At 36.7% G+C, this 24,317-nt stretch carries 5 protein-coding genes; 2 read left to right on the forward strand and 3 right to left on the reverse strand.

Going from position 1 to position 24,317, the window contains the following annotated elements; translation table 11 throughout:
• Positions 1–184: 184 nt before the first annotated feature.
• The 3 genes from WN975_RS18265 to WN975_RS18275 form a co-directional block, all read right to left on the reverse strand.
• Positions 185–5,590 carry a T9SS sorting signal type C domain-containing protein gene (locus tag WN975_RS18265; protein ID WP_337967745.1) on the reverse strand — a complete coding sequence of 1,802 codons (5,406 nt, stop codon included), beginning with the start codon at positions 5,588–5,590 and terminating at the stop codon, positions 185–187.
• A 713-nt stretch (positions 5,591–6,303) separates the two neighbouring features.
• Positions 6,304–10,167: a T9SS sorting signal type C domain-containing protein gene (locus WN975_RS18270; protein ID WP_337967746.1), complete on the reverse strand. Its 3,864-nt coding sequence runs from the start codon at positions 10,165–10,167 to the stop codon at positions 6,304–6,306.
• 181 nt (positions 10,168–10,348) lie between these two features.
• Positions 10,349–18,451: a T9SS sorting signal type C domain-containing protein gene (locus WN975_RS18275; protein WP_337967747.1), complete on the reverse strand. Its 8,103-nt coding sequence runs from the start codon at positions 18,449–18,451 to the stop codon at positions 10,349–10,351.
• Between the two features lie 286 nt (positions 18,452–18,737).
• On the opposite strand from WN975_RS18275, the gene WN975_RS18280 reads away from it, so the two are divergent.
• Together WN975_RS18280 and WN975_RS18285 are read left to right on the forward strand one after the other, a co-directional pair.
• The gene (locus WN975_RS18280) at positions 18,738–19,211 is read left to right on the forward strand and encodes a regulatory protein RecX (RefSeq protein ID WP_337967748.1); all 474 of its coding nucleotides are present in this window, start codon (positions 18,738–18,740) and stop codon (positions 19,209–19,211) included.
• 453 nt (positions 19,212–19,664) lie between these two features.
• Positions 19,665–24,191, forward strand: a complete 4,527-nt coding sequence (locus tag WN975_RS18285; RefSeq protein WP_337967749.1) for a T9SS sorting signal type C domain-containing protein — start codon at positions 19,665–19,667, stop codon at positions 24,189–24,191.
• Positions 24,192–24,317 lie beyond the last annotated feature (126 nt).

A 24,317-nucleotide genomic window follows, 5' to 3' on the forward strand; every position in this document is an offset into this window, starting at 1 on the left:
CGATTTTATTTACAATATAAAAATATTTTAACTTAAAGAGTTGTTATTTAACATATTGAAATCAATAATGTTCTGTTTTAGAAAAAGAATGTTAATACTCAAAAAGCTCTGAAGAAAAATTATTCCACAAAAAAAATCCACTCCGCAAAACGAAATGGATTTCTTATTTCTTTAAATATTATCGCTAAAACAGAACCTTTCTGGAGGTTGAATGCCCATTTTCTAAAACAATCCTAACCAACAAAACCTGATTTCCGGATTGCAAATTTGGTATCGTCAGTTCCGTATTTGTTATTTTATTTTTATGATAAAGCATTTTTCCCGAAACATCAAACAGAATAACTTCTCTAAGTACTTCTTTAGTTGATGTTACTTTTATAATTTTATCTTTTACTGATACCAAAACATCATTTTCAGCATTTTCAAAATCTCCAGTTCCAAGGGTTTTATCTACATAACTAATGGTAAAACGATCAGTAAATGTTCCTATTTCGGTTGTAAAGGTATAATTACCTGCTTTTAAGTTTGTAATTTTTCCCATTGTTTTATCTTCTAAATAAACTGCCTGATTGTTAAAAAATCCGTCAACATGATCTATTGCAATAGTGAAATCGCCTACAATGGTAGTTTTATATCCTAAAGGAACCTGATCAGTATCTAGAAACGGTAAAGCTCGGCCCTGAACAGTTAACTTTTTACTTTCGTTGATACTATAAAAGTCTATAAAACTATTACTATTCATAGTAGTTGCATCATAATTAATATCCCAAGTATTCGATGCGCCTTCGATATAACCAATTAAAAGTTGTTTGAAAGCTCCCTGAGTGTTAGTAAGATTTAACCATATACGATTTTTTTCTATGGCTCGTGTTTTTGTTGTTTTGAAAAACTCACTATTGTTTCCACTTATTCGCATATCATTTGAAAACTTAACAACACCAGGTCCTGAAGCTTTCATAAAGAAAGACTGACAGGCGGCTATTTTTCCTGATGGTGCAGGTTCATAAGTTCCGTCAGGTAATCTTGCTCCTGTTGAAATTCCTCCAGACAAACTAAAAACAGCATAATCATCACTGGTGTAGTCATAAGAACCACCAGCAGAAGGCGTGCTACTTGGCGGAGTATTGTGTGTCCAAAAGTATAACGCTCCAACATCTACAGATGGCGTATCGAAATGATTTATATTAATAAAATCTTCTGCATCTATTGCTGATGGATATGGATTTCCTATCAAACTCCATTTTGTTGCAAAAAGCGGAACTGAATAATCTCCGTTGTTAGGAACACCTACAAAAATCGCCTGATAAATTGCCGGTACAGTAATCGAAAAAGATTGCGGTGCTCTAACTGTGTAGCCTACTGCGGGAACCATTATTCTTGTTCCGTTTAAACTAATATCCCATGCTCCTGCTGCAGAATCATAGCTCTGATATTTGTCTAATAATGTATTTGGAGACAAATCATGAAGTGTATAAGGTTGTGCAGGATTTGTTATTGGTGTTGCCCAATAAGTGTAATCATAACGGCGAACAGGTTCTGTATCTCTATGATATATAATATTTCCTGTATTAACTGCATTTGTTGTTTGCACCAAACTGGCATTATTCAGAAATATCAAATTGGTTCCAGCTCCTGAATCAACATTTAGTTCTTTTTCTACTGTTAAAGTGTGTCCTGAATTTATGGTTATAGTTTTTCCGGAATCGATTTTACAGGAACAGACATTTAAATCTCCGGTTGATTGATAGTCTGCGGAAAATTCAACACTGTCTGTATTTAATGGAACTCCTCCTTTTGACCAAACTGTTCCATTCCAAATATTTGTAATTGGTGCTTTAATCTCTAAACTTATTGTTGGTAAAGAAGGACAATTAACTCCGTCTTCGATCGTAAAATTATAATTTCCGGGTAATAAATTAGAAATTGTATAAGTGGTTCCCGATGCCGAATAAGTTCTCAAAACAGTTCCGGTTTGAGTAATAATCCATGTTGGTGTAGAAAGTAAACCGTTTAATACAATACTTCCGGTTGGATTACTGCAAGTAGGTTGTATAATTGTTCCGGATATTGGAGTAGATGGTAAAGGATTGACAACTATAGTTCCCGTCGCACTAACAGGTCCGCAACCTCCAGTTAATGGAATACTGTAATTAAAAGTTCCGGATTGTGTTGGAGTACCACTTATCGTAATTGTATTGGATGACCAACTTGCAGAAACTCCTGTTGGTAAATTTACCGAAGCGCCAATTCCCGTTGCTCCTGTAGTTGTATGCGTAATATTTGGCATTATAGTATGAGAACAAATTGTTGGAGATGTTGACGCTGCACCAACTGTATCTAAATTTACAACAATTGTTCCCGTGGCATTCACTACACTACAACCTCCCGTTAAAGGAATACTATAACTAAAAGTTCCCGACTGTGTTGGAGTACCACTAATGGTAATTGTATTTGATGCCCAAATTGCAGAAACTCCTGTGGGTAAATTTAACGGTGCACCAATTCCTGTTGCGCCTGTAGTCGTATGTGTGATATTTGGCATCAAAGTATTGTTGCATAATATTGGAGAGGAAGAAGCTCCTGTAACGGTGTTTTCTGCGTTGACAATAACCGGATAAATATCTGATACTGTATATGGAACTGAGCAAGATGGTGAAGCAGTTACAGTCATTGTTAATGTGATCTGCTTTCCTGCATCGGCGGCGGCGGCAGTATATGTCGGTGTTAATGTTGTGGCTCCTGCCGAAATTGTTCCAGCGCCATTATGTGTCCATAAAATGGTTCCGTTTGAAGCGTTTGCTTCTCCGCTTGCAAGCGTAACTGATCCGTTTGAACACGTGCTTTGCGTGCCTGAAATTGACACTGTGGGAGCAGCCTGAATATTTATAGTATAAGCTGCTGTTGCAATTTGTGGCATACAAGCATTCACACTTGTAACTGTCATTGTTAAAACAACTGTTCTCGCAGCTCCGCCCATAACTGGAGTATAAGTTGGTGTCAATGTGGTATCACCAGTTAAGGTTCCCGCACCACCGCTAAATGTCCATTTTATAGTTCCGTTTGTTGCCGATGCTCCCGATACAGTTACAGACTGATTAGAACATATTGTTGCACTTCCGCCAGCAATTGCAGTAGGTAAACCTTGTACTATCACGGTTGCAGCTGGAGAATCTGCACTTGAACATCCTCCGGAATTAACTGCTTTTACAGTATAACTGCCGGCTGCTGTAGCAAATATTGACGTACCCGTTTCTCCAGTAGACCAAACATAAGTATATGAAGTATTAGGACTAACTACATTCAAGCTTACACCATCTGTTTGACAAATTGTGTTAGATGTTGGTGAAATAGCTGGAACTGCAGGCACAGGTGTAGTTGAAGTATTCGCTATTGTAGAATTTGCACTTGTACCACAGTTATTTGTTGCCCGAACTCTATAATAATAGATCGTATTAGCCGATAATCCTGTAATATTTTTTGTAAGCACGTTACCCACATTTAAACCATTGTAAGCGGGTAATATATTATTCGTAAAAGCAGTTCCAGATGCTTGGGTGGAGACATCTATAATATAACTTGTTGCCCGAGTAGCTAAAGCCCAATTTATTGTAATTTGCGTGCATGTTTGTCCTGTAGCTGTATTTATTGTAGGCACAGTTGGAGTTCCTGCTCCTCCTGTTATAGTGCCAGACGTTATAATATTAGAATTAGCACTAGTACCACAAGTATTAGTCGCTCTGACTCTGTAATAATATGTAGTACTCGCATTTAATCCAGTTACATCGAAACTAACCACATTTCCAACATTTAAACCATTATAAGCGGGTAATATATTATTATTGAAAGGAGTTCCAGATGGTTGAGTGGAAACATCTATAATATAACTCGATGCTCTTAAAGCCGCAGACCAATTAGCCGTAAACTGAGAACATGTTTGACCTGTTCCTGTATTCGCAGTAGGTGTTGCAGGAATTCCAGCAGCCGCAGTCGTTGAAGTACTGTATGCAATAATAGTAGAACTTGCACTTGTAGCACAACTATTAGTCGCTCTGACTCTATAATAATAGTTTGTATTTACAGCTAATCCTGTAATGTCTTTCGTTAAAACATTTCCAACATTTAAATTATTATAACCAACTAACATGTTTGCATTAAAATTGGCGCCATTTTGCGTAGATACATCTAAAAAGTAACTGGTTGCTCCTGATACTGCTGCCCAATTTGCAGTTATTTGTGAACACGTTCTTCCAGAACCTGCACTTGCATTTGGCGTTGCAGGAGCTACAGTTGTCGCATATGTTATAACATTAGAATTAGCACTAACGCAAGTACCATTATAAGCTCTTACTCTATAATAGTAAGTATCATTTACCAAACCAGTAATATTAATAGTAAGTACATTACCAACATTACGCGCGCTATAACCTGTCACAAAAGTGGCAAAAGTATTATCTGTAGAAACATCTAATTCATAATAAGCTGCTCCTGAAACAGCTTGCCAATTAGCAGTTATTTGCGTACATGTTGCACCACTTCCTGCCAAAGCCACCGGAGCAGTTCCAGATGAATTTACTACAACTGTTGCTAAGTTATTTATCGTAATTGGTGTAGTACAATTTTCAGAAGCTACGGTGCTTGATCCAGAAGTTAAGGCAGTAATTTTTATAAACTTAGAACCAACAGCAGTAAAACCGCTAGCAATAAAAGATCCCGTTCCGGCTGTGGTTACATTCATTGCTGAAGGAGTTTGTGCGACTCCCTGTATTTCATAAGAAACTTTATAAAGACCAATAGGCAAAATACCTGTTAAAGTAATTTCTGAAGAGCTTCCGGAACAAACATTTACTGCAGAAGCTACTGTACTTGTCACACTATAAGTTGGACAATTATAAGAAATAATTACTTTTCCGTCTCCTCCATCTCCACCTGCTCTAGCGGCTTGTAAAAAAGAAGATCTACCACCGCTACCACCTCCTCCGGGTGGATTACCAGGATTACCTGCATTGGTTACAAAAGCGCCAGTAATTGCAGTTCCTCCAGTTCCTCCGCCATTTGCTGCGTTTCCTCCTGCACCTGAACTAGTAACGGATCCGGTATCATCAACAAAACCAGATTCTCCGGCAAGACCCGGAAATCCTGAAATTGGTGCTGTTCCAACAGATGCCGCACTAGAACCTCCTAAACCTCCTACAGGTTGGTTTCCTGTATTTACAAGCCCGCCTTTTCCTCCATCCGCTTTAAGCGAAAATCCGGTAATAGCAGAAAAACCACCAAAATTTCCATTCGCTCCAGCAACTCCTTTTCCTCCGGCTCCAACAATTACGGTTAATAAAGCTCCGGATGTTATCGTCAAAGAGTTACTTGCAAACGCTCCACCACCACCTCCGGAACCACCTCTAGCACCACTAAACCCGGGATTAGTAGAACCTCCTCCGGCACCACCAGCTCCCCAAGCTTGTACATTAATGGAAGTTATTCCCGCAGGACTAGCAAATGTTTGTGAACCTGCGACCGAAAATGTGGTTGTAGTTTGTGCATAGAAAAAAACAGGGAAACAAATCAATAATGGAATAAGTAAAGATCTTTTCATATCAAGGCGTTTTAAATCATTAAAAAATCAGATTCAGGTGAAAATCATTTTTAGACTATTTAAATACCGCAATTTCGAATCAGAACAATAAAAAGGAAATGATTAAGACGAAACGTATGAACACGAATATTATAGAAAAATTGGAACTCAAATTTTACAAATTGACATTAATATTAATGTTTAAGTTAGTTTGTGAAATTCGTATTTACTTTTTATTTCTATGTTCAGACCGTAGTCATTAAGATGTACTTTTTTGTTTATTTAGTGTGGTACTTAAATTAAACAATCAGTAGTTGCAAATAGGTAGAAGGGCCCCGAAAAAAAAATATTTTTGTTTACATTTTTAATACTTCTGAGAGCAGTTTTAACAAAATGTAATAGTAAAATTCCGTTAAATAAAGTGTAGTAACAATTTACAAAATATTATTTAACTTATTAAAAAACAGATACTTATAATTTAAAAACTACATATTTTTAAGTAATTTCGCATAAAGTTTTTTTTTTAATGTAGTTCGTCATTTAAATAATGTAGCTCATCCAAATAAATAAAATCCTAATTTTTAACTTTTTAGTATTTTCTTACCTGATTTAGAAAAATCCGATACAATTTCATCTCAAAAAACGTCTGAGAAATACATAAGACCAAAATTTTTTGCATAAAAAATCCATTCCGTTTTGCAGAATGGATCATAAATATTTTGAAAAACTTTTTCTTAAAACGATACTTTTTTTGTTACTGAATTTCCATTTTCTAAAGTCACTTTTACAAGTAAAATTTGATGTCCAAAAAATAAATTCTGAATGGTTAATTTATTGGTATCTATTTTTTCTTTTGTATAAATTCTATTTCCTGAAATATCAAAAGCAGCAACTTCCTTTAGGTTCTGATTTTTGGAAGTAATAAAAATCATTTTATCTTTTTTCCAAACTATAACGTCATTGGTCTGAGCCTCAAATTTATCAACTCCAAGTGTTTTATCCGTAAATTTTAGTATAAACCGATCGTTAAAAGTTCCAATTGATGAATTAAAAGAATAAGGAGATTCGGATAAATTATGGATGATTTTTAAATCTTTATCTTCAATAAAAACATTTGTTTCTTCAAAAATTCCGTCTTTATGATCAATGCTAAAATTAAAATTACCTGCAATTCCCACTTTAAAGCCTAATACAATTGAATCTTTTTCTGAAAAAGGCAAAGCACGTCCTTGAATCACTAATTTTTTGTTTTCGATAATACTATAAAAATCAACATACTGATTTGCGTTCATACTTAAAGCATCATACTTATCATCGAATCCGTTAGTTGCATCATTTATGTAACCGAGCAAAATTTGTTTAAATGCACCTTCATTATTTCTCAGATTCAACCAAAATCTATGTTTTTCAGTCGTATTTTGATCCGATATTTTATTGCGACTTGCCGGCTTATAGAAACTCACATTTCTTCCTTTTAACCTCATTTCATTAGTAAATGTGGCAATTCCTAAATCTTTACTTTGTAGAAAAAAAGATTGTCCTGCTGCTATTGTACCATTTGGTTCAGTGGTAGTAACTCCCAAAGATGTTGCAACTGTGCTAACACCTCCAAGCAAATTATAAGTTGCATAATCGTCACCTGTATATTTTAGATTTGTCATTGGTGTATTATGAGTCCAGAAATAAAGCGCGCCTTTTATTTTTAAGTCATTTTTAGTCAAGAAAACATTCGCATCAACTGCTGATGGATATGGATTTCCAATTAAGTTATAACTATCTTTCATTCCTAAATCGACTTCAATTTTTCCGTTATTTGGAATTCCTTTAAAAGTTGCTTCAAAGACAGATCGCTCTGTAATTGAAAAATCCTGCGGTGCTCTAATTACATATCCTTTACCAACAATCATAATATTTGAAGGTTGTTCGTACTTCCATATTTTTTCTAAACCATCATAAGATTGATACTTATCAGACAACGTATTTGGAGAAACATCGACAAGTTTTTGATTTTCGACCGGAGAAGACCAATACGTAAAATCATACCTTAATACTGGGCTTGTCTTTCTTTTAAAATGAATAATTCCTGTATTTATCATTTCATCATCTGACTGATATAAACTTGCTGAATCTTCCAAAACTAAAGTTCCTAAACCTGTATATGAAAATTCAATTCCTAAAGTATTTCCACTTAATAATGTTACCATTTTTCCTTCGTCAATAGAACAATTACAAACATTTTCTGTTGTCAAAGAGGGAAAATTTTCTTTAAAAAACACTTCTTTTCCAACTGAAGGAAGTCCATTATTCCATGAAATGCCATTCCATATTGTTGAGTCAACACAGAGTTTCAAACGTGCAATTCTATGTTTGGAAATCCCTGAAACTGAATTGAAATTCCCTCCAATTAATAAGCGATAATCTGAGGTAAAACTCATTGCAAAAAGAGTATTATTTAAAGGTGCATTAAAGGAATCATCATTATCGCCATTTTTCGATAACCGTATTAAACGCTGAGAAAGTAAAGCTTTGTAGGTTCCTGAGAAAGTTCCTCCAACCAAAATCTTATCATCGGGCTGAACTAAAATACTGCGAACTTCTCCTTTATTAAAACCTGCTCCAGAATCAAATGTAGTATCTAAATCACCATTGGAATTTAGCCGAAGTATTCGTTTTTGTGCAACTTTATTATAGCTTAAAAAAGAACCTCCAATGATTATTTTCTGATCAGATTGTAGTGCAATTGCATATACATTTTTATCGAAACTATCTCCAATTTTAAAACCGGAATCTATACTTCCGTCAGTATTTAAGCGGACTAAACGAGCGAAAGTATTCCCGTTGAATTTATCAAATCTTCCGCCTACCAAAATTTTTCCGTCAGGCTGAATCAAAATTGTTTCAATAATAGCGTCTGCACCAAGACCAACGTTAAAGCTATTATCTCGAGAACCATTTGGTAATAATCTAATTATTCGTCCAACGCCAGTTATTCCGTTATAGGAAACAAAATTGCCTGCAACAATTACTTTTCCATCTTCCTGAATTGCCATTGCATATATTTGGCTGTTGAATCCAGAACCTATATTAAATGTATTATCAATTGTTCCATCAGGAAAAATTCGGGTAATTCGATTGTATACTATATCATTATACTTTGTAAAATTTCCTCCAATAACTATTTTCCCGTCTGATTGTTGTACCGCAGATTTTATGAGATTATTTGCTCCTGATTTATCGGAATTAAAAGAAGGATCGATCATTCCGTTTTCTAAAAGTCGGGCGATTCTAAAAATAGTAGCGCCATTAAATTTGGTGAAATTTCCAAAAATCATTGCTTTATTATTTTCTAATGGTAAAACTTTTTGGACTGAATTATCAAAACCAACTCCAGCCGACAAATAACTACTATCGTGTTCTCCGTCTGAATTAACTTTTACTAATCTTCCTTGATTTTGACCGTCAAAAGTTAAAAAGGAGCCTCCAATATACCAAGAACCATTTGAGTCATTCATTAATGCTAAAACTGAGCCTGAACCTGAACCTGGTCCTGAATCTATATCAAAATCTGAATTTAAAGTTCCATTAGAATTTAAAAGAAAAACTCTATTAATTGCCTTTCCATTATATAAACCACTAAAAGATCCTCCGACCATTATTTGCCCTAAAGAATCTATTTTAATTGTTTGAACAGCTCCTCCGTTTATGCCAGAACCAGATAAAAAAGTATTGTCTATGGCGCCATCTTCGTTTATACGTATGATTCTATTTGCTGTAACACCATTATAAGTTGTGAAGCTTCCGCCCAGAATAATTTTACCATCCTGCTGAACTGCTATAGCATCGATATCATCGTTAAAACCAGTTCCTATATTAAAGGTTTCGTCTATGTTTCCGTCATAATTTAAACGGGCAACTTTATTTTTTGAAACGCCATTGAATTCTGAAAAATTTCCACAAATCAGAATTTTTCCGTTGGTTAAAACTCTGGCATTTGAAATAATTACTGACGAACCGGCACCAATAATAAATGTAGGATCTAAGGCTCCATTTGGAAGTAAACGCGCAATTCGGTTTACTGTAATATTATTGTATTTTGTAAAACTGCCCACAATAATAATTTTGCCATCAGGTTGTAGACAGATATTATATATAATACCTGTTGTTGCTGCAATCAAGGTATTAAAAGAAGTATCGTGTGTTCCGTCTTTATTTAGCCGAATTAACCTTCCTGAACTTACTCCGTTGTAAGATGTAAAACTTCCGCCAACTAATATTTTTCCGTCAGGCTGAATTTCCGTTGTATAAACTTTACCATTAAAACTAGTTCCTGTATTAAAACTTGGGTCAATAATTCCGTCTGGTTTTAATCGGGTTAAATAAGTACTTGGTATTCCGTTAAGGCTTAAATAATCTCCTCCAACTATTAGATTTTTATCTGATTGTAGCGATAAAGTCCGAACTGTATTGTCGAAACCATCTCCACTTAGACCATTATCGAATGTGTTAAAAGTACTGTCGACTTTGCCTTGTTGGGCAGAGATTTGCGAGTTAAATGTTGAACTAATTAAAATCAAAGAACAAAATAATTTTCTAATCAAAATCTAAAATTTCAGGCGGTTACTATTTGTAAGAATAAACCGAAATTTAAAATTCTTTTTTGATAGCGACAATACCCACTTTTGGTTAAATTTTATATTGGATCAAAAAAAAATCCATTCCGAAAAACGGAATGGATTTAGATAATTTAAAATCATAAAGACGTATTAATCTCTACATCATTTATTGAAATATAATTTTTTTAGTTGTAGTAAAATCGTTGTCTAAAGTAACTTTTACTAATAACACCTGATTGCTTGATTGTAAACTTGATATTTGCAATTCAGCCGTATCAACTTTCTTTTTATTATAAAGAAGTTGTCCGTTGATATCATAAATCGTAACTTCTTTAATAGTTTCTTTAGTAGAAGTTACTTTTATTGCTTTATCTTTTACAGAAACGAAAACACTGTTTTCAAGATTTTCAAAATCTCCTGTTCCAAGAGTTTTCTTGATATAAGAAATTGTAAAACGATCAGCAAAAGTTCCTATCGCGGTTGTAAACGTATAATCACCAGCTTTTAAGTCTGTAATTTTCCCGGTTGTTCTATCTTCCAGATATACTAACTGATTATTAAAAAATCCGTCTGCATGATCAATTGAAATAACGAAATCGCCAGCAACTGTCGTTTTATATCCTAACGGAATTCGGTCAGTATCTGTAAATGGTAAAGCACGACCTTGAATGCTCAATTTTGTTGCTTCATTAATACTGTAGAAATCTACAAAAGTATTACCATTATTTGCAGTGGCATCATAATTAACATCCCATTCATTTGTTGCTCCTTCGATATAACCAACCAAAATTTGTTTAAAAGCTCCTTGATTACTAGTAAGATTTAACCATAAACGATTTTTCTCGATCGCTTTTGATTTAGTTGTTTTGTAAAATTGATCATTTCCTCCATCAATTCGCATATCGTTTGTGAACTTGACAATTCCAGGCGCTGAGGCTTTCATAAAGAAAGACTGGCAAGCTGCAATTTGACCTGTTGGTGCAGGATCGTAAGTTCCGTCAGGTCGTTTTGCACCTGTTCTTGTTGATCCAGATAAAGTAAAGACTGCATAATCATTACTTGTGTAATCATAAGAACCACCCGCTGAAGGCGTACTGCTTGGAGGAGAATTGTGTGTCCAAAAGTATAGTGCTCCAACATCTACAGATGGTGATGCAAAATGATTAATATTAATAAACTCCTCTGCATCAATTGCTGATGGATAAGGATTTCCTATTAAACTCCATTTCGCAGCATAAAGCGGAGCTGAATAATCTCCGTTATTAGGAATACCTGTAAAAACAGCAGGATAAATTGCAGGAATAGTAAGTGAGAAACTTTGCGGTGCTCTCACTGTATATCCTATAGCAGGAACCATTACTCTTGTTCCATTTAGACTAATATCCCATGATGATGTTGGTGAATCATAACTGTTATATTTATCCAATAAAGTATTTGGAGATAAATCACTAAGTTTATAAGGTTGTGCCGGATTTGTTATTGGTGTTGCCCAATAAGTGAAATCATAACGACGAACTAAATCTGTATTTCTATTATAAATAATATTTCCTGTATTAGTAGCATTTGTTGTTTGCACTAAACTAGATTGATCCAGAAAAACTAAAGATCCTAAAGGCGCTACAGTTACACTAGCTACTACTCTTAGAGTGTTTTTACTGTTTACTATTAATGAAGCATTGTCATTTACAGTAATTGTATAGGCGTTTGCTACAACTCCAGTTCCCTGCACACTTGGCGCATTTGGCAATGACGCCACATCCGGAATTACGATACAATCAGAAGCTGATGGTAATACCGCAGGATTCCAGTTTGCAGGATTACTCCAGTTTCCATCTGCATTTCCTGTCCATACTTTAGAAACAGCTGCATTTATTGCAACATTTGTAGAAGCCAAAGAGCTACAACTATTTGCTGCACCTACAACAGTAAAAGTATAATTACCCGCAGCAAGATTTTGTACATTGTATGTTGATCCTGTTCCATTATATGTATTTGGAGCTGAACCACTTTGTGTAATTGTCCATGTTCCAGAAGACGGTAAGTTACTTAACAAAACACTACCACCTGTTGGTGAAGCACATGTTGGCTGTGTTGGAGTTCCTGGACTTGGAGTTCCTGGTAATGTGTTTACGGACATTGTTATTGTATTCGACGTAGCTGGACTTCCTGTTAAACAAGGACTTGCATTAGAAGTCATTATAACTTTAATATCATCAGCATTAGCTAAAGTACTGCTACTATAAGTCGACAAACCTGTTCCAACTGGAGTTAATCCATTGTACCATTGATATGTTGGAGCTGTCCCTTCATTTACAGGAGTAGCTGTAAAAGTTACTAAAGTTCCACTGCAAATCGTTCCTGAAGGTGAAGCTGATATGGTAACACTTGCTACAATATCTGGTGAAACTTTCACTGACACTTCATTTGAAACAATTGCACTTCCGCATGATGGTGTTGAAGTACAAACTATAAGCCAGTCTCCAACTCCTAAATTTGCTCCTGTTGGAGTAAAAGTTTGTGCGTTTTGACCAGATATATTCGTAATTGTTCCTCCAGAAACTGAGCGTTTACCCCATTGACGAGACGTTATTGTAGTTCCGCCAGTTTCTGATACTGTTAAAGTAGTTCCTGTACCTACTAGGCATAATGCCTGACCACCATTTGGTGTGATTGCAACTGCTGATAAATTTGGGTTTACCGTTATTGTTTTAGTGACTGTGATTGATCCACATGATCCTCCACTTGTTGTTAGTGTTAATGTGATGCTACCAGATTCTGACGCACCTGCTGTATAAGTAGCAGTTGATGGATTGTTTGCATTTGTCCAGCTTCCTGCTCCGCCTGTCCATACTCCGCTAGTGGCACCACCACCTATTGATCCGCCCATTGCTGATGAAATAGCTCCTTGACAAATAGCTGTCAAAGCACCTCCTGCATTTGCTTTTGGATTTGGATTTACCGTTATTGTTTTAGTGGCTGTTTTTGGTCCGCATGAACCTCCACTTGTTGTTAGTGTTAATGTGATACTGCCGGATTCCGATGCACTTGCTGTGTAAGTCGCAGTTGATGGATTGTTTGCATTTGTCCATGTTCCTGCTCCACCTGTCCATGTTCCGCTAGTGGCACCTCCACCTATTGATCCACCCATTGCTGCTGAAGTAGCTCCTTGACAAATAGCTGTCAAAGCACCCCCCGCACTTGCTGTCGGATTTGGATTTACCGTTATTGTTTTAGTGGCTGTTGTTGATCCACATGATCCTCCACTTGTTGTTAATGTTAATGTGATACTACCAGATTCTGAAGCGCCAGCTGTATAGGTAGCAGTTGATGGATTGTTTGCATTTGTCCAGCTTCCTGCTCCACCTGTCCATACTCCACTAGTGGCACCACCACCTACTGATCCGCCCATTGCTGCTGAAGTAGCTCCTTGACAAATAGCCGTCAATGCACCTCCCGCATTTGCTGTCGGATTTGGATTTACTGTTATTGTTTTAGTGGCCGTTGTTGATCCACATGATCCTCCACTTGTTGTTAATGTTAATGTGATACTACCGGATTCTGAAGCGCCAGCTGTATAGGTAGCTGTTGATGGATTGTTTGCATTTGTCCAGCTTCCTGCTCCACCTGTCCATACTCCACTAGTGGCACCACCACCTACTGATCCGCCCATTGTTGCTGAAGTAGCTCCTTGACAAATAGCTGTCAATGCACTTCCCGCATTTGCTGTCGGATTTGGGTTTACAGTTATTGTTTTAGTAGCTGTTTTTGGTCCACATGAACCTCCACTTGTTGTTAATGTTAATGTGATACTGCCGGATTCCGATGCACTTGCTGTATAAGTAGCAGTTGATGGATTGTTTGCATTTGTCCAGCTTCCTGCTCCACCTGTCCATATTCCGCTAGTGGCACTACCTCCTATTGATCCCCCCATTGCCGCTGAAGTAGCTCCTTGGCAAATAGCTGTCAAAGCACCTCCCGCATTTGCTGTAGGATTTGTATTTACCGTTATTGTTTTAGTGGCTGTTGTTGATCCGCATGATCCTCCACTTGTTGTTAATGTTAATGTGATACTACCGGATTCCGATGCCCCAGCTGTATAGGTAGCAGTTGATGGATTGTTTGCATTTGTCCAGCTTCCTGCTCCGCCTGTCCATATTCCACTAGTGGCACCTCCACCTATTGATCCACCCATTGCCGCTGAAGTAGCTCCTTGACAGATAGCCGTCAATGCACTTCCTGCATTTGCTGTCGGATTTGGATTTACCGTTATTGTTTTAGTGGCTGTTGTTGATCCGCATGATCCTCCACTTGTTGTTAATGTTAATGTGATACTACCGGATTCCGATGCACCTGCTTTATATGTTGCCGTAGATGCATTTGTTGCGTTTGTCCATGTTCCTGCTCCGCCTGACCATGTCCCGCTAGTTGCACCACCACCTACTGATCCGCCCATTGCCGCTGAAGTAGCCCCTTGACAAATAGCTGTCAAAGCACCTCCCGCATTTGCTGTAGGATTTGGATTTACCGTTATTGTTTTAGTGGCTGTGGTTGATCCACATGATCCTCCACTTGTTGTTAATGTTAATGTGATACTACCAGATTCTGAAGCGCCAGCTGTATAGGTAGCAGTTGATGGATTGTTTGCATTTGTCCAGCTTCCTGCTCCGCCTGACCATGTCCCGCTAGTTGCACCACCACCTACTGATCCGCCCATTGCCGCTGAAGTAGCTCCTTGACAAATAGCCGTCAATGCACCTCCTGCATTTGCTGTCGGATTTGGATTTACCGTTATTGTTTTAGTGGCTGTTGTTGATGCACATGATCCTCCACTTGTTGTTAATGTTAATGTGATACTTCCAGATTCCGATGCACTTGCGGTATACGTAGCAGTTGATGGATTGTTTGCATTTGTCCAGCTTCCTGCTCCACCTGTCCATATTCCACTAGTGGCACCACCACCTACTGATCCTCCCATTGCTGATGAAGTAGCTCCTTGACAAATAGCTGTCAATGCACTTCCCGCATTTGCTGTCGGATTTGGGTTTACTGTTATTGTTTTAGTAGCTGTTTTTGGTCCACATGAACCTCCACTTGTTGTTAATGTTAATGTGATACTGCCGGATTCCGAGGCACCTGCTGTATAAGTAGCAGTTGATGGATTGTTTGCATTTGTCCAGCTTCCTGCTCCACCTGTCCATATTCCGCTAGTGGCACTACCTCCTATTGATCCCCCCATTGCCGCTGAAGTAGCTCCTTGGCAAATAGCTGTCAAAGCACCTCCCGCATTTGCTGTCGGATTTGTATTTACCGTTATTGTTTTAGTGGCTGTTGTTGATCCGCATGATCCTCCACTTGTTGTTAATGTTAATGTGATGCTACCAGATTCTGACGCACCTGCTGTATAGGCAGCAGTTGATGGATTGTTTGCATTTGTCCAGCTTCCTGCTCCGCCTGTCCATATTCCACTAGTGGCACCTCCTCCTATTGATCCACCCATTGCTGCTGAAGTAGCTCCTTGACAAATAGCTGTCAATGCGCTTCCTGCATTTGCTGTCGGATTTGGATTTACCGTTATTGTTTTAGTGGCTGTTTTTGGTCCACATGAACCTCCACTTGTTGTTAATGTTAATGTGATACTACCTGATTCCGATGTACTTGCTGTATAGGTAGCAGTTGATGGATTGTTTGCATTTGTCCAGCTTCCTGCCCCACCTGTCCATATTCCGGTAGTGGCACTACCACCTATTGATCCGCCCATTGCTGCTGAAGTAGCTCCTTGACAAATAGCTGTCAATGCACCTCCTGCATTTGCTGTCGGATTTGGATTTACCGTTATTGTTTTAGTGGCCGTTGTTGATCCACATGAACCTCCACTTGTTGTTAATGTTAATGTGATACTGCCGGATTCCGATGCACCTGCTGTATAAGTAGCAGTTGATGGATTGTTTGCATTTGCCCAGCTTCCTGCTCCACCTGTCCATACTCCGCTTGTAGCACCTCCTCCTATTGATCCACCCATTGCCGCTGAAGTAGCTCCTTGACAAATAGCCGTCAACGCGCTTCCTGCATTTGCTGTCGGATTTGGATTTACAGTTATTGTTTTAGTGGCTGTTGCTACACATGTTGCTCCAACTGTTGTTAATGTTAATGTGATACTACCAGATTCTGAGGCACCTGCTTTATATGTTGCGGTAGATGCATTTGTTGCGTTTGTCCATGTTCCTGCTCCGCCTGACCATGTTCCACTAGTAGCACCACCACCTACTGATCCGCCCATTGCTGCTGAAGTAGCTCCTTGACAGATAGCGGCTAATGCACCTCCAGGATTAACTGTTGGAAGAGCAGTTACATTTACAAATGTACTAGAAGGAGTACCTGAACATCCCCCTGCTGTAGTTGCAACTACTGTTACTTGTTCAATAACTCCTGAACTCGAAAATGTTACCGTAGGATTTTTAATAGTCGTTGAAGAAAAGGTAGCTGCAGCGGATCCTGACCAAACATAAGTTACACCTGAAGCAGAAATGTTATCTACATCTAATTGAACAGGTGCACCTGAACAAGCAGTTAATGTTTTATAGCTCCCTTTAGGATTTGTTACCGCGATGGGAACCACCTGTGTCGCTGGAATTAAAACTATATTATCTACAATAGACCCCAGAGTACTTGTTCCTCCTAATGAGTTATAAAATTCAAGCACTATTGAAGAACTTGTTGGCGTAAACGTTAAAGTACCTACTTGAGGTGTATTATTAGTGTCCGTCGTAGTTATATTTCGTGTTGCTGTAATTGATCCACCTTCATATACTCTAACATCGACCGCTACAGTGGCGGGAGACCCAGGTCTACGAGCATAAAGAAAACTTAGTGTGTACTGAACATTCGGAATGACTGTTACAGTTTGCCCTAGAGAAGCCTCCTTATCTAATTCTGCTGTATTATCATTATTGCTATTAGAGAAATAGACACTTTCGCTCAAAACTTCAACATAAGAAGTAGAACTAGCAGAACCTTTTGAATTAATAGCTGGTGTCCAGCCAGTAGCTCCATTACTAAAATCACCATTAGTAATTAAATTTCCTGAACAATTAGAAATAAGAACCTGATCTGTCGATGTCCCACAACCATTACTTATAGTCCAGTTCAACGCCCATGTTCCTGCTCCAGAAGGCGTAAATGTAGCCGTTGGATTAGAAACATCACTAAACTGACCTGTTGAAAGATTTGGACCACTAGCTATTGACCACACTCCTGTTCCAACTGTTGGTGTATTGGCCGCTAATGTAAATGGAGTATTCTTATATTGATCGGGCCCTGCATTTGATGTTGTTGGTAATTGATTTACTGTAACTGGAAAATTTGAAGAAACCGTACCACTCCCGCTTCCACATGAATTTGTTCCTTTTACGGTTACATTTCCTGAAGTTGCTGTAGAAGAATAATTAACTGTTATAGAATTTGTATTATTTCCCGTGGCAATTGTAGCGCCAGTAGGTAAAGTCCAAGTATATCCAGTAGCATTTGTAATTGCAGGAACTGAATATGCTACAGAATTTTGTCCCTGACAAACAGTCCCAGAACCAGATATTGTTCCTGCTGCACCAGCTTTTCCACAAGTTGTACCACTAATAACAAAGTTTCTTATTCTCAAGTTACGAGCTGTTGAAGAATTACTCCAAGCATAAATACGAACTGTCAAAGTAGTTCCGTCTAAAGGTATAGTAACCGCATTATTATTAGCTGCTGGGGTTGAACTACTAGAAGTAAAAGCACCACTGACAGCCGTAGAAGTAGTAACAAAATCATCTGTCGAATAATAGACCTGTACATTTAAATTCGTTGAAGATCTACTATGCTCAAAATTTATAGCGCTAACATTAAAAATATTACCGGCAGTTGGAGTAACTTTAAATTCATAATACTCATCTAATACTCTGGTCGAACTCTGTATCCAGCCGGAAGTTGAAATCCCTGCCCCTGCTGAATAAGCGGGAGTATTAATCCCTGTTCCCCATGTTATTGCAGTCGCCGATATATTACCAGCCACCGTTGGATTTGCCGCAGGAATTGATGTCAGAGCCCAAGTACTTGATGCTGCTTGTGCACCCACAAAATTCACAGATAAAAAAGTAAATAGCCCCACAAAAAGCAAATGAGAAAATTGCATTCCGGAAGAAGAAACTTTCTTACGGTCAAAAAAAACAATATCGCAATTGTTTTGGGTAAAATAAAATAAAGAACGAACGAAATAAAGTAGTTTTCGAATCATATAGGCGTGGTATTAATATTAGTTTTTGGCGTTAAAAGAAATAAAACAGCAATGCATTTTTAAAACAATACTTTAAATTTGGCTTTTAAACTGAAAAATTAAAGCTAAAATCCTGTTTTTTAGACATATTAAAACTTATAAAAATCTCGTACAAAAATATTATAATTCCACACATACACAACATTTTAGCAAACATTATTTTTAAGAAAAAGCAAAAAAAGACGTACAATTTTAACAACAAAATGACTATTTTTAGAACAATTAGTTAAAAAGAAAGAAAAAACTCATGAAACCATTCTGCACTCCCAAAGAAGCCTTACTTAAACTCGAGCACTTTTGTGCCTATCAGGAGCGCTGTCACGCAGAGGTTGTTACGAAATTATACAGCTTAAAAATGACCAATGATGAATCAGAACAAATCATAGTTCAGTTAATCGAAAGTAACTTTTTGAACGAGACTCGTTTTGCTTGCAGTTTTGCCAGAGGTAAACACAGAATTAAACAATGGGGAACTATCAGAATAACAAATGAACTAAAAGCAAGGCAAATTTCAGCGACAAATATTAAAATAGCTTTAAAAGAAATATCTCCTGAAGAATACGACACTACTTTTCAGCAATTATCAGAAAGATGTTGGGAAAACTTAAGAGAAAAAGATGTATTGAAAAAGAGAAAAAAATTCTGCGATTATATGTTAAGACGTGGTTTCGAAAGTTTTTTAGTTTATGACCGAGTAAAAGAATTGGAGCAAAATTCATAGTTTCATTTTTTCTTATGGCTGTTGCTACAAAAATCTATTCTAAAATGTAAAATTCCACAAGATAATTTATTTGAAATTCTGAAATCCGACGTTCAAAATATTCCCTATCTGACAAACGACTAAAACAGCAATTTTATCAGAAAAATCATCTATCACAAATTTTCCGTTTTTTGCACAATCTGCACAATAAATCCCTTTTTTCTAACTAAATACCCAAAAAAAACTAAATTTTAAAGTCAATTTTACGATTTTTCTTATATTTAAAAAAGTCAATTTATAAGAAATAACATAATTTGATGAATTTCATAGTGCATTTCAACGATTATTTTAACATTTCATCGACTATATCGTTCTTCTAAAAACCATTCCGATATCCAACACGTAGATGTATCTATCTTTGCGTGGGCAAAAAATTCCTATGCTCACATAACATTCTGATAGAAAACATTTAACATGAAGAAAACTCTACTTTTATTTTTATTGTTACCTTTTTTTGGAATTGCCCAAACCGACTTTGTACGATGGACAGGTTCGTTGGATCTGAAACCAACAATCTTAAACAATTATATAAGCGCCAGTTACTTTACCGGTTCGGGACTAACAACTGGTCCAACACCATCTTATGATGGAATTATTGGTACTGGATGGCCAACCGGAGCGAGTCTTGATCCTCTTAAATATTTTCAAGTAACGATAAATCCTATTCTTGACGGAAAAATTACACTTGACAGGCTTTATTTCAGCTATAAAGGAGATATGAAAGCTTATCAAATCAGATATTCTAAACAAACTGATTTTTCGAGCCCGGTAACTATTGCAACAGAAACAAATGCTAATCCATACAATTCTAACATTGCAGTATCACTTCTAAATTTAGGAATTGTAGTAAATCCTGGTGAGAAAATTTATCTAAGATTTTATGCTTATAACGGAAACGGTAATTGGAAAATAATGGATAACAATACCTTAAAAATTATGGGTACTGTAAACACTATACCATCTCCGTTAAACGGACCCTATAAAATTGGAAGCGCATCTGACGCAAAATTTCCAAATATAACTGAAGCAATCAATGCTTTGAACGCTCTTGGTGTGAGCGGACCAGTAACTTTCCTGATTGATGAAAACCAAACTGTTACTTCACAACTTACTATTAATCAATTCACTGGTACTAGCGCAACAAATACAGTAACCATAAAACCGAATAATACAAAAACAGTTAGTATTACAGGAAGTATTGGTAGTGGCGCATTAATAGCTTTAAATGGAGCTGACAATATCATAATAGACGGAAATAATACTGGTGGCGACAACAACTTAACTTTATACAACAGTTATACCACAGGAGCTAATGACAATCGATTAGGAATTTGGCTTTACAATGATGCCAATAACAATATTTTTAGAAATTTATCTATTCGAATGACAATTATAGACAAAACTGTAGATGTATTTTCAGCAGGTATTTTCTCTGGTGGTAACACAATTGGTAGTTCTGGTAATAATTCTAACAACACAGTTTCAAACGTAATTTTCACCGAAACAAAGCAACCAGTTTTTGTAGAAGGTGGTAGCAACTGGACTGTTTCAAAAAATACTATAGGCTCCAGTAATATCGACATTCAGCCTTCTGTGGGTATCTATTTAAATAATATTAACGGATATACTGTTTCGGGTAATACTATTTCCGGAATCACAAAATACTCCAATAACAACGCAAGAACTGCCGCTGGTCTTTCTGTTTTAGGAACAAGTACCGGAGGAACGATTTACAATAATATAATCAATAACGTAAACAACACGCAACAATCAAATGGCAGTAACACAGCAGGTATATTTATTGACAATGCCGCAACCAGTACTACTACTATTTACAACAATATTATAAGCAATATTTATACGCAGGCAAATGATGACAGTGATAGTAATATCAACTATAAAGGCCATGGAATTTATATAAAAAACGGAATTAATAAATTGTATTATAATACAATTGCAATGATTCCTTCGACACAAGCAAATGGACGTTCATCATGTGTTTATATTCAATCTGCTGCATCTGTAGATTTAAAAAACAATATTTTCTACAATAGTCGTACATCAGGAACACAATATGCGTTGTATACACGTATGTCAAATACTAATCTAACCAGTAATTACAATAGTTTCTTTGTTACATCCGGTAATGCAAATAATATTGTTCGTTATGTAGATACTCCATATAAACTAGCTGATTGGAAAACTATTAAAGATGCAAACTCTGTAGGAACTTCACCAGTTTTCACGTCTACTTATCGTTTAAACACGACTGACGTTGCAAATAATGTACTAAAAGGAGATCCAATCTCTAATATCGTAACTGATATTGATGGTACAATACGTATCAAGCCATATATGGGTGCATTTGAAGTTAAAACTTGTACTCCTCTAGGTGATCAACTTGCATTTGGTACTAACTCATGGATAGGATATGTTTATAAATGGACTTCAGCAAATCCGCCAAATCCAGCACTAGCATCGTTGCCAGGAAATGATGCAACTACTTACCTTGGAACAGTTACAGAAGCTTCAATATTTGATAGAAATGTAGGCAATGGTGTAATAAGTGGTGCTACAATTAACCTTTGTGGTCCTGCACCGGCAGATACTTTCTTCGTGCGTTACAAAATGAAAGTAACAACAGTAGCTGGAATCTTTAATTTCTCAATTGGAGGTGACGATGGAGCACGTCTATATATCGACGGAACTCAGGTATTAACACGCTGGAATGATCACAGTTTCATTATAGACGCAGCTTTAATAACGTTAGCAGCTGGAGATCACGAATTCGTTTTTGAATATTATGAAAATGCCGGTGCTGCACGTGCGACTTTTTCTTATGGTCAAATTAAAGGTGATAATGTTAATTTGCCTTACGGTATTAATACATGGAATGTTTATGGTTTTACCAAAAACAATCTGGACTTGACTCAAACTGTTTATGCAGGTAATTATGTTGATTCTAGTCTAAACATTGTTACACCAAATTCTTGGGCTGCAGACAAATCACCATCGGTTGCTGCCGGATATCAAGGAGCTCCAATGCCTGTTGACTATTTTACAACGTCTCACAGACGTCAGGGTTTTCCATGTGGAAACTACCAAATTCAGCTTGCAAATTATGATGACGATGTTCAGATCTATGTTAATGGAACATTGAAATTTCCAATAGGAACTAATAAAACTGCACCACAATACATCAATAGCGGAGAAGTTTTTGCTTTAAACAAAGATTCAAAAGTTGAAGTTCGTCTACGCGAAGATGGCGGAGATGCAAAAATGACTGTTAATTTTGTTTCGGTTCCAGTTATTTATAACGGTGTCGGAGCTCCTCCAACAAACACATCAGCAATTACAATTTCGAGCAATACAACGCTTCAATCAGATATTGAAGTTTGTTCTTGTACTGTAAATCCCGGAGTAACACTTACTGTTCCATTAAACAAAACACTAACGGTTAATGAAACTTTAACTGTAGGAGCTGGCGGAAAACTTCTAATAGAAGATGGAGGTTCGTTACTACAAACTAGTACGGCGGCAAATGCTTACCAAGGTACCTCAGAATCTTTTCAGGTAAAAAGAAACACAGATCTTGTTCGTCGCTATGATTATACCTATTGGTCAGCACCTATAACGAGAACACCTATTTATACAATGCATGACTTATCTCCAAATACGTTATTAGACAAATATCAAAGTTATGATTCGTCAGTAGGAGCATGGGATATCGATTTAAATGGAAAAAAAGAAATGAAACCTGCTATAGGTTATGTAGTGAGAGCGCCACAAAGTTTCTCACTTACAGATGGTGCAGTTTATCCTGCAGTTTTTACAGGTATTCCAAATAACGGAGATTATTCAGTTCCGCTTTATGCTGCAAAATATAGTTTAATAGGAAACCCTTATCCATCAGCAATAGATGCACAGAAATTTATATCTATAAATCACAATGCTACACCATCTGTAGATGTTGGAGCACTATACTTCTGGACACACAATACTCCACCAAGTAACACACCTTCAGCAGGTGGTACTTATGATTATACTAGTAATGATTATGCGGTCTTTACTTTATCAGGTTCAACTTCTACAGGTGCAAAAAGACCTGACGGAACTTACGAACCTGCACCATCAGGAAAAATAGCTTCTTGCCAGTCTTTCTTTATGAAGGCTTCAGCACCAGGTGTTGTTAAGTTTACAAATGATATGCGAATAAAAGGAGGTAATACTGAATTCTTCAAAACAACAAAAACAGAGGAGCTTGAAAAAAATCGTATTTGGTTAAATCTTACCAATACTAAAGGCGCTTTCAAACAAGTTTTAGTTGGCTACATCGAAGGAGCAACAAACGAATGGGATGTTAATTATGATGCAGTCGCATTTAACGGGAATACTTTTGTAGATTTCTATAGTATTAATGATGCAACAAAATTGAGTATTCAGGGTCGTGCTTTACCATTTGAAGATACTGATAGAATTCCATTAGGATATAAAACTACAGTTGCAGGCGATTTTACTATTTCGATCGATCATCTTGACGGATTTTTCAATAGTCAGGGCGTATATCTTGAAGACAGAACAACAGGAAAAATTACAGACTTAAAAGCAGGTGATTATACATTTACAACTGCGATAGGAACTTTTGCGGATCGTTTTACAATTTCTTATATCAAGAAAACTCTTGGAACAGGAGATTTTGAAAGCACCGAAAATGATCTTTTAGTTTCTGTAAAAGACAAAACGATCAAAGTAACTTCTACTAAAGAAAACATCAAAGAAGTTGCTATTTATGATATCTCCGGAAAACTTCTTTATAATAAAAAGAAAGTTGATACGGCTGAACTACAAATAGAAAACCTACAATCAAGCACTCAGGTTTTATTGGTAAAAGTTACTTTAGACAACGACTATGTTATAACAAAAAAAATCATATTTAATTAAACCTACGATTATATATGTAAAATCCGACAGTGAAAGCTGCCGGATTTTTGTATGTAATATAAACCCTAAAACTGAATTATAACTATTAAAAAACATCAAATCATTTAAAGACTTACTCAAACAATG

It is taken from the genome of uncultured Flavobacterium sp., assembly GCF_951805225.1.
GTDB lineage: Bacteria > Bacteroidota > Bacteroidia > Flavobacteriales > Flavobacteriaceae > Flavobacterium.